This window comes from Niastella soli (assembly GCF_017742245.1).
GTDB lineage: Bacteria > Bacteroidota > Bacteroidia > Chitinophagales > Chitinophagaceae > Niastella > Niastella soli.
Window position 1 is genome coordinate 1,253,968 of the sequence record NZ_JAGHKO010000004.1, and the last position, 8,953, is coordinate 1,262,920.

The 8,953-nt window shown below is 46.7% G+C and carries 2 protein-coding genes; both read right to left on the minus strand.

Annotated elements, in window-relative coordinates; all coding sequences use genetic code 11:
- Window positions 1-241: 241 nt before the first annotated feature.
- Complete coding sequence (locus J7I42_RS19805; protein ID WP_209140586.1) at window positions 242-7,879, minus strand: SpvB/TcaC N-terminal domain-containing protein; 7,638 nt, start codon at window positions 7,877-7,879, stop codon at window positions 242-244.
- A complete protein-coding gene (locus J7I42_RS19810; RefSeq protein WP_209140587.1) occupies window positions 7,872-8,951 on the minus strand; it encodes a glycosyltransferase family 2 protein in 1,080 nt (359 codons plus the stop codon). The genes J7I42_RS19805 and J7I42_RS19810 overlap by 8 nt, the downstream gene beginning before the upstream one ends.
- Window positions 8,952-8,953 lie beyond the last annotated feature (2 nt).

Sequence of the window (8,953 nt, forward strand, 5' to 3'; positions counted from 1 at the left end):
TAAAAAAATAAAGAGCATACCAGACGTAAAGGTGGATAACTTATCAAAATTAATTCAGCGGTTATACATTGAGTTTCAACAACTACAGTCATCCGTTATAAACAGGAAAGTTCGTTGCAACTATTACGTAACCGCAAACGAAGGGCCGGCATTTTGTCTGCCGGCCCTATAGTTATTGATCTGGTAAACTGACTGCATGATATTATCAATGTATTACCTTTTTAACCCAATTGCTTTTTTATTACTTACCCACTCTTGATTGCTGCTGATTATTGTCATTGGCCATTTGTTGGGCTGCAAACTCCGGCGTTACCGACATCTGATAACGGTCAGATAACAGCGCGATGGTTTTTCCAAGGCTCATTGCCGCAGCAGGTTCAGCCATTGCCCCTAAAAACCGGAAGTTATTTAATCTGGCCGCCATGGCATTAATTGATGGGGTAGAAATTCCAGGCATTGAGATGCCGGCCTCGGTCAAAATATCATGGGCATAGGTTGTACAATCTTTGTCGAACAATTTATAGGTCCCTGCGTTTCCTAGTCGCTCATTTACCAGTTTCTGCGCTTTTGCCACCTGTTCCGGCGTTACCGGTATTTCTATTATTTTATATTTTGCTTCAGCAGGGACTTTTTCGTATGCCTCTACTATCGCCTTGCCATTTGTAATGATCCCTTTTGTTCTTTCGGCGTCACCGACCACCAGATGCGACCATTTTGTGCCATTGCCTTCATTAATGCCTACTATATTGTGGCCAATAGGACCAGGCCTCGGGGCCAGTTTGCCGGGACGATAGGCCAGACTCACGGTGGTGCGACTTGCTTTCATTTCAACATAGGCGGCCCTTGCCTCCAGCGCCAGGGGTACTACATCCATCAACAGCATGGCGCCTGCTTCCAGCCGGCTGGCCTCCAGCCCGGTAACAGTTTCTGCCGTGGCCAGTCGCATAAAAGGATCAGCAACAGGTAATACACCGGCCCCCTGCTCTGCCCCATATAAACTGCTCATATTGGGGTTTCGCTCAAGCGGTATTAATCGAAACGAAGCGGCCCTTATCATACCACCCGTAAATCCGCCAACTCCGCCCTGCGCCGGATAAATGTTCACTTTATTGGCCACCGGATTTACATAAGCACTGCCTCCAAACATAGAAGACCACATTGAACTCAGCTCGCCGCCTACTCTGTCCCACATCATACCCATGCCAATGTCGTTTGCATCCATTCCCTGTTTTCCATTCTTATCTATTTTCATCAACGGATTGTTCTTACAATACCCAAAAACATTCAACCCATCCTGGATACCCGCCGGATCACCGCTCAGCCATCTTCCCAGCCATGGAAGGTAATACCTGGCACTATGATATTCCAGTCCCGTTTCCTCATCCCGTTCCATGCCGGTGAACCGGTAGCGCTTATAGGCCGTTTTGATGGTATTGTTGTTGGCCTGGTATGCCGTTGTGCCAAACGGATGGTACTCTTCATAACTGATCACATCCCCTACGGCATCCAGTTCCATGGCAGTTGAACCCAACTGGTTGTGCAATTGATAGCGTACAACCTGTTTTTTGGTACCATCATTTACTTCATTACGGGTTTCAATCATCACATATCTATGCCCCTGGTCCATCAGGCTCAGGCTTGCCCTTTCAAGGCCGGCATCAGCGCCGCTGTGTTTTTTATACAACTCATACCCCGCTATATAAATGCGCTCCTCCTTTTTTGCAGGCGTTTGGTTGGCCGGGGCCTGATTCTCGGTAATCTTCCTGATACGCTGGCCCTGGCCATCGTACTGATAATAGGTGGTAACCGGAATATTATCTTCCGTACAATGCTGCCTTGTAGTGAGCACCACCTGCTCCATAAAATTCCACCCTATCTTTTCCAAGTGTGGCAGTTCTGTCATAAATCCATGTGTTGAATGATGGTTATACTTTTCATAATTTTCCGGGGAACTGATATTCCCAATGGCAGTACGCTGCAACCGGTTATTCGTTGTTTCATAGGCATAGGTCCTCGTATAACTTCCCCCATTGGCAACATGCCGCATCTCCAGTATATTGCCAACGTTGTCGTAGGTATATTTCTGACGGTATGTTCTCAATGCTATGGGGTCCCCCGGGTTCAGCCAGTGCATAAATGCTTTATCACACCAGTTATCGCAACTACCAAAGCCGGGTACGCTTTCATGCTCTCTTCCCGTGGCTTCGGTGAGCCGGTATAATGCATCATAGGTGTATTCAGCAACACCGGTGGTCTTATTGTTCCTAAAAAAATCCTGGGGTATGTTTCGGTCTTCAATATGCGTAGTGTTACCTGCTGCATCGAATGTGTAGTACCAGTGCTGTAAGGGATCGTTGTTCTTTCTTTTACTTTCCAAACGCTTTAACCGGAATGTATGCGGGTCATAATACAGACTGGTAACAACATCATTGCCGTACACGATCCTGCAACGCTGGCCTTTCTCGTTGTAATCAATATTCTTGATATACGTGACTGTTTGACCCGGATCACTATGTTCTACCCTTTCGGCATTGAGCAAACCGGCTTCATTATATGCCGGCGTAATAATGCTTCCATCCGGCGCTGTTTGTTGTACAATCCGGCCCAGCGCATCGGTGTGGCTGACAAAAACATATTCTTCCGGTTCAAGGTCGGTCAGTTGGTTGGCAGCTGACCAGTTCACTACCTCTTTGTATTTTTTGAATAATTTTCTTTTTACCGAAACAGGTTTCCCTTTGAAGTCGTATCCATCCGTCATTTCCAGCAATCCGCCGGTATCATAATGCTGGTACAACAGTCCCCGCCGGTTTTTCTCTTCGGCATCCGGTTGTAATTCACCATACACCATTTTATCGAAGATATGGTCGAGTGGTATGGGACCGTCGCCCCCTACTACCCTGCTTTGCACGGGCCGGTGCAGTATGTCGTATTCATACCGGAACTCATGGTCCCGTTCATCCCAGGTACGCAACGGCTTGCCCAGTATGTTGGTTAGCAACCAGCGCTTGCCTGTATCCATGCTTGTTTGATAAACTGAATTCCCCAGCATATCATATTTGTAGCGCATGACCACATTGCCCCGCGCATCTGTAACAGAACGGAGATTACCTTCCGGATCCAGTTCGAACGTGGAATGGTAAAATTGGTTTGCCCCGGTTAGCAGCTCCTTGTTATGTTCAATCATAAGTACCGGGTGGGCAAGCGGATCAAAGTGGTGTTGCGCAGGCGTAGCAGCATGCAGGGCTGCTTTCTGCGCTGCCTGTTGTTCCTTTATGTCATCAATATAATCAGTACGGGTATGGTCGGTACGCCGCTGATACCAGTCACTTTCCAGCACCGTGTCATTGGCATCCCAGTGTACCTGCTTCCAGTTGTCAAATTCAATTTTCGTGAACGTTCCATCCGGGCTATCGGTCCTGACCAGGCGGTTCAGCGCATCGTAATACAGTACAGGCGTAACGCCCGTCTCTACCAGTTCTTTTGTATCTTCAAACCGGTTGGTGATGGAAAAATAAGGTTCATATTGTTTTACCACATTTCCCTTATTGTTTACTACCGTTTTACCATTCCCGATCCACCGCAGCAGCGGGGTGGTATCTAACTCTTCTACTGTAATAGTATTATCAGGCATCACCCGTACCCGCTTAGCCATTCCGGGTTCGGCCTGTACTTTTTTCATCACCACTTTTCCGTTGCCAGCTCCATACTCATAGGCAATCTGTAGTTTACTTTCCGGATTCAGATTACCGTTCTCATCCCGGTAATGGGTTTCCCGCGTTATGGAGGCAACAACAGCAGGTTTTCCTGTTTGCCGGTACACATCCAGGTCGTATACAAACCTGGTACTGGCATGCTGCAATAATGCACCGGCAGTACCCATCAACGTTACAGAGTCAGTTATACCCGCTGTTGTTACCGGCGCATTGAAAAAGTGTTGGACCAAAGCGGTTTCCTGCGCGCTGGATTCCGGTAAACCGACCAGGTCATCTGCCTGATTACCTTTACCCATTACTGCCATCGCCTTTACAAATCCTAATTCATCACACAGTACTTCCGACCGGTTCCGGTTTACATCCTGCATACTGGCGGGCGACAGGGTACGAAAATTAAAAGCCAGCACTTTGCATGTATTACCCAATGCATTCTCTGTTTCTTCAATCATCAGGTTATAGGCGCCGTAGTAGGTTACCTTCGTTGTTGCACCGAAAGGGTCTATAAAGGAAACCGGCATATAAAAACGGCTGGTAGCAGCAGCAGCCTCTTCACCATTGCCAATATATTGTTTTGTACCCGAACGGACCCACCAGTTCTCATCCTCCTTGTTCCATTCGTCTTTGGCGTGCGTAAACCCTCCTTCCAACATCAGCGCATTGTTTATTTTTGACCCCAAAAGATCCGCCAGCAAGGCAGGGGTATAGGCCAGCTGGTAGGTCTCAAACGCAATGCCTTTTGATTCCAGCCGGTACAAGGGTAATGATTGAACCAGGTCATTGCTGTAAAACAGCATCTTTTTATGTGCTGTCAACCGGCGAAGCGCCTTTGTCCCGGTAGGTAGTTTGTTTATTTCGTGGTATGCGGCACCATCGGAGCGGGTATCAAGAAGTATATCATTAAAATCGGAAATGTCGTAATATTCACCGGGTTTCCCTACGCCTTTAAGTTCATAGGTCTTTGTTTCAGCCAGCATCCGGCCTCTGTTCACATCTCTTTCCAGTACATCGTTGGTATAATTATTCACTGTATATAAGATCGCCATTGTTTGTTGAGCTATCCGTACTTCGGCAGAGAGCGTAACATCGGCCTTCTTCCTTGGATATGATACTGAAGCCGTTTCAAGAATATTGCCATATTCATCAAGTCTGATATTAAGGGTATGTGCAATGCGCGGGTCTTCCATACTTCGCTCATAGTTGTAGGAAACCTTTTCGCTTTCCTTAACTACAAAAACAGCATAATTATTCTGTCCTTTAGGCTGCAGCATTTCTATTACGCAATTATGGGTGGAAACTTCATAGGGCAAGCCTTCTTTTTTAACAGTTTCGGGCGTGTTACCGTATTTTGCAGCATCATATGCAAACAGCTCTGAACGCAGGGCCATGCCTTTACAGGCCCGGAAAGCCTGCCGGTATTCTTCATCGCATAATTGCTCTGTATATGATCCTGATACCCCTTTACCAGGAATAATGCGTGCGTCTTCCAGCTGCTTTTCATACTGCACCATGGGAAAACCCCGCCTGGCCATTTCATTATACCAGTACTCGTGTTCAAACTGCGACAAGATAATCTCCTTTCTTAACCAGGCTCCGGTATGAAACCATTGCTTTGAAATAACCGGTTCCTGGTGGAGCTCCATCTCTGTTATATTAGTTGCGCCGGATCTTTTCCAGTGGTCAAAAGTTTCCGCATCTGTTTGTTCCACCATTCCAAATCCTCTGAACTCTCTTTCTGTATGATCGTAGTAACCATGATGATAGGTATATGATGAAGTGAACCGATGGCCGGTGATCCTGTCTGCAACGATCGTTCGGGACAGGCAATGGACCGGAAAATGTAATTTGGTTATCCAGGGACGGCCCTGGAGCCTGTCTGCTATATAATACTTTGTTGAAGCCGTGTATTCCATCGAAATTTCCCTGCCAAGATTGTTTTGGTATTTAACCAGAAGGTGTGGCTTTTTTCCGTTCATCAGGTCTATATATTTCAACGAGGCATGGGCATCTTTTTCAAGCGGGCTCGACCATACTATACACGCTACTCCATTACCAAGTAGATCGGTCACCGTTATAGAAGCAGCCGAATGAATTTCAGGAAAACTTTCAATTTCATAAGGCATTACAGCAAACCTGTTCCCGTTGTAGTTAAGCCAGCAACTAAATCGGTTCTTTCCCAGATAAATGATATCTGTTGTGCCTGAGCCATCGATATCGGCCAGCCTTATCAGAGACGGGTTGAAGGCATCTGAAAGATCAAATACAGGTGCATGTTCCATGGCTATCTTTTTCCCAAACCGGCCATAACCCAGATTCGGCCAGTAACAAACCTCCCCATTACGAATACGAACGATATCTGTTAGCCCGTCTCCGGTCATATCGGCCAGAAATATGGACTGCTTATCATCGGCGAACACCATATACGGGCCATCTTCTTCGCTCATTGCTTTCCCGGTTTTGCGGGCGGAAGCAAAACCATTCCTTCCCGCCGACGGGTACCAGGTGAATGCATCGTCTTCACTGAACACCAACTCGGCTTTTCCATCGCCATTCAGATCGATCATTTTCACAAACGGACTGGTAAGATCAACATTGGGTAGCTGGCTAAAACTTTTGAAAGACTGCCATTCATTGTCATCGTTCAGTTCAAAAAAGCCTTTGGGGCCGCTATTGAAATTGGTGAACTGTTTCCCGCCATCCGCATCCAGGTCGGTCAATTGCATGGAATTACCGAGCCCTTTAAAAGAAGGTTTTGGTGATACCAGTTTTGCGTTTTCAAAAACTAATTTTTCATCACCGGTGGCTGAGGATTGAACACCCAGGTTATGTTTATAATACCAGCCGGTTGCCTGCTCAGCCAGGATCCCTGCGAGCCCTTCATTGTACAGATCGGTGAACAGATAAGAAGGGGACCCGATACCAGCCGGCGCATGTACCAATACATCTGTTGCAACTGTTTGCACGCCCGCATTCCAATCATGCTGCTGGTACATAAATTCCAAAGAAGGTAATTTTTTAAAGGAATACGTATTATCAGGTTGCTTTATGTAACCAACAAGGGTGGCCGATTGCAGGAAGGTAAAACCCTGCTGCACAGACTTATCATATTCAAGATCCAGCAAGCGCACCAATCCGTTATATTCATTGGCCCCATTGAAATGATGGAACAATAAAACCCTTTTGCATAACCGCGTGGTACGGATCTCAAATCCCGCCGTATAATCAGAGAACGCATCCGGCCTGTAATCCCAGTTATTAATAACGCCTGGCTGATCACCTGGGTCCAATGTTCCATAATCAAATGCCGTTTCAAATAAAAAATCATCGACAGCAGGAATTACATCACCAAACTTTTTGTAAGGTTGTTTATTGCAATAAAGCACCTTTTCCAGATAACAATTGGTATAGGTTATAGTGCCATTATGCACCCTGTTCTTATTATGGAGAAGCGAAAGGTCCAGGCCGGTGTCATCTTCCTTTTTATAAATGTACCTGCAGCAATTTCCTTTGTCATCAAAAACGAGTTCTGGCAGCCATTGATAGATCCTGGAAGCGTCTGCCGGATCAGCGATTCTACTGCCAGGCGACCAGCCAAACAGGGTGGTGATATTGTCTTTGCTGATCAGCCGCCATTTTATTTCGCGTTGGTCTTTTGCATACCAACGCTCTATCGTGGCAAAGTTCTGCTCTATACGCGGGCGGTAAAACCGGATGGTAAATGCATTATCAGGTGAATTCCTTTCTTTGATCACATAATCACCCTTATCATCTTTCAAAAAACTGCCATCACCGCTACGGTCAAACTCAGGCACGAGGTCTTCTGCATCGGACAACACAAACACATCCGACTCTTCGCCGTCGAAATACCGGGGTAATTGTTTGGATGTTCTGCGCCTGATGGAAGCCAGGCTCAATTGCCATCCCAAACCAAAGACCCCGTTACCGGAACCGGAGTTATAACTAAGCGTTAATGCCGGGCTACAGCCTCTGGCTGGTGAAACAGGAAGCGGAATAGTAATGCCGGCTGTTCCGTTCACGGCATTTACTGAAAACTTTTCGTCGATATTCCTGATAGCCCCGCCGCCTTTAGGTAATGATATGGCGGGAATATCGATGGAATTAGTTTCCTTTTTATTCGAAACGTTGGTATGTTGGGTTTCCTTATTCATTTGTTACAGAGTTTATTGCTGGTGAAACCGGCAATGGGTGGGAATAATCGAAATTGTGAAATACGGTTCCATGGCCAAAGCCGCTGGTGTTTACCTTCCTGTTGTCAAAGTGGTGGGTTTTGATATGCCGTAACATGTATTGTATTGCCCATGAGCTCAGGCCATCGTCAGCGGTTACCTGGTAAAAAAAGCGTGTGAACTTATCAGATGAAAAGGACAGTATTTGACGTGATTCTCCAGAGCGCAGCTGCCACGTAAAATCCTGTTCAAAGAAGAGTTGAAGGCCGCCTGCGTCCGCTACATACTGTCCTTCATCAACGGCATCCTGCCAGCCGGGTGTGCGTTGACCGTGACCGCGTAAGGTAACCAGTACAAAACGCCCGTTGAAAAAAAGGAACAACACCCGGGAAAAACCATTGGCTTCCGGCATCAGATAACAGGCGGCGATCATTTTAAGCAAGGGCATCTGTCTGATCCTTTCTGTATCGTTGTGCGCAATGGTGTGCAAAAAAGCTGACTCTTCTATGACTACTGTTTCACGGCCCAACCGCATTACCCGTTTGGCAAGGTCTATGTCTTCACCGCAATACAGGTCAATGCATTCATCATAACCATTTACAGCGATAAAATCATCGCGGGTTATGCATACCCTGCCATAAGCATCTTTGGGGGCTAACTGGCGGCTGCCCCCAAAGGTGATCAATACACTTTTCTCATTTTCACAAAACCGGTTGTTCAGGTAAGCTGCGAAGTGGCGGCCCGAATAATTGTCGGCATCCACATTGCACACCAACTGGCCTGTTGATAACAGGAATGCCATATTACGGGAGTGGGCGGGATGATAACAGGCCGGCTCCAATGTATGGTAATATTGAAGCCGCCCGTTATCTATATAAGCCTTCATGTGACTGTTGATCCATTCGCCCAGCCCATCGGTTGAATTATAATCGAGCACCACAAATTCCAGGTGTTCGTACCCTTCATTGTCTGACATATTGCGGGGCAGGGTTTGTTGCAGATGATGCAACCGGTTCATGCACACCGTTACCAGTGAAATGGTCCGCTGCTTCATAG

Excerpts from the sequence above, each read along its gene's own strand:
- J7I42_RS19805 (WP_209140586.1), bottom strand. The coding sequence starts at position 7,879 with ATGAATAAGGAAACCCAACATACCAACGTTTCGAATAAAAAGGAAACT.
- J7I42_RS19810 (WP_209140587.1), bottom strand. The coding sequence starts at position 8,951 with ATGAAGCAGCGGACCATTTCACTGGTAACGGTGTGCATGAACCGGTTG.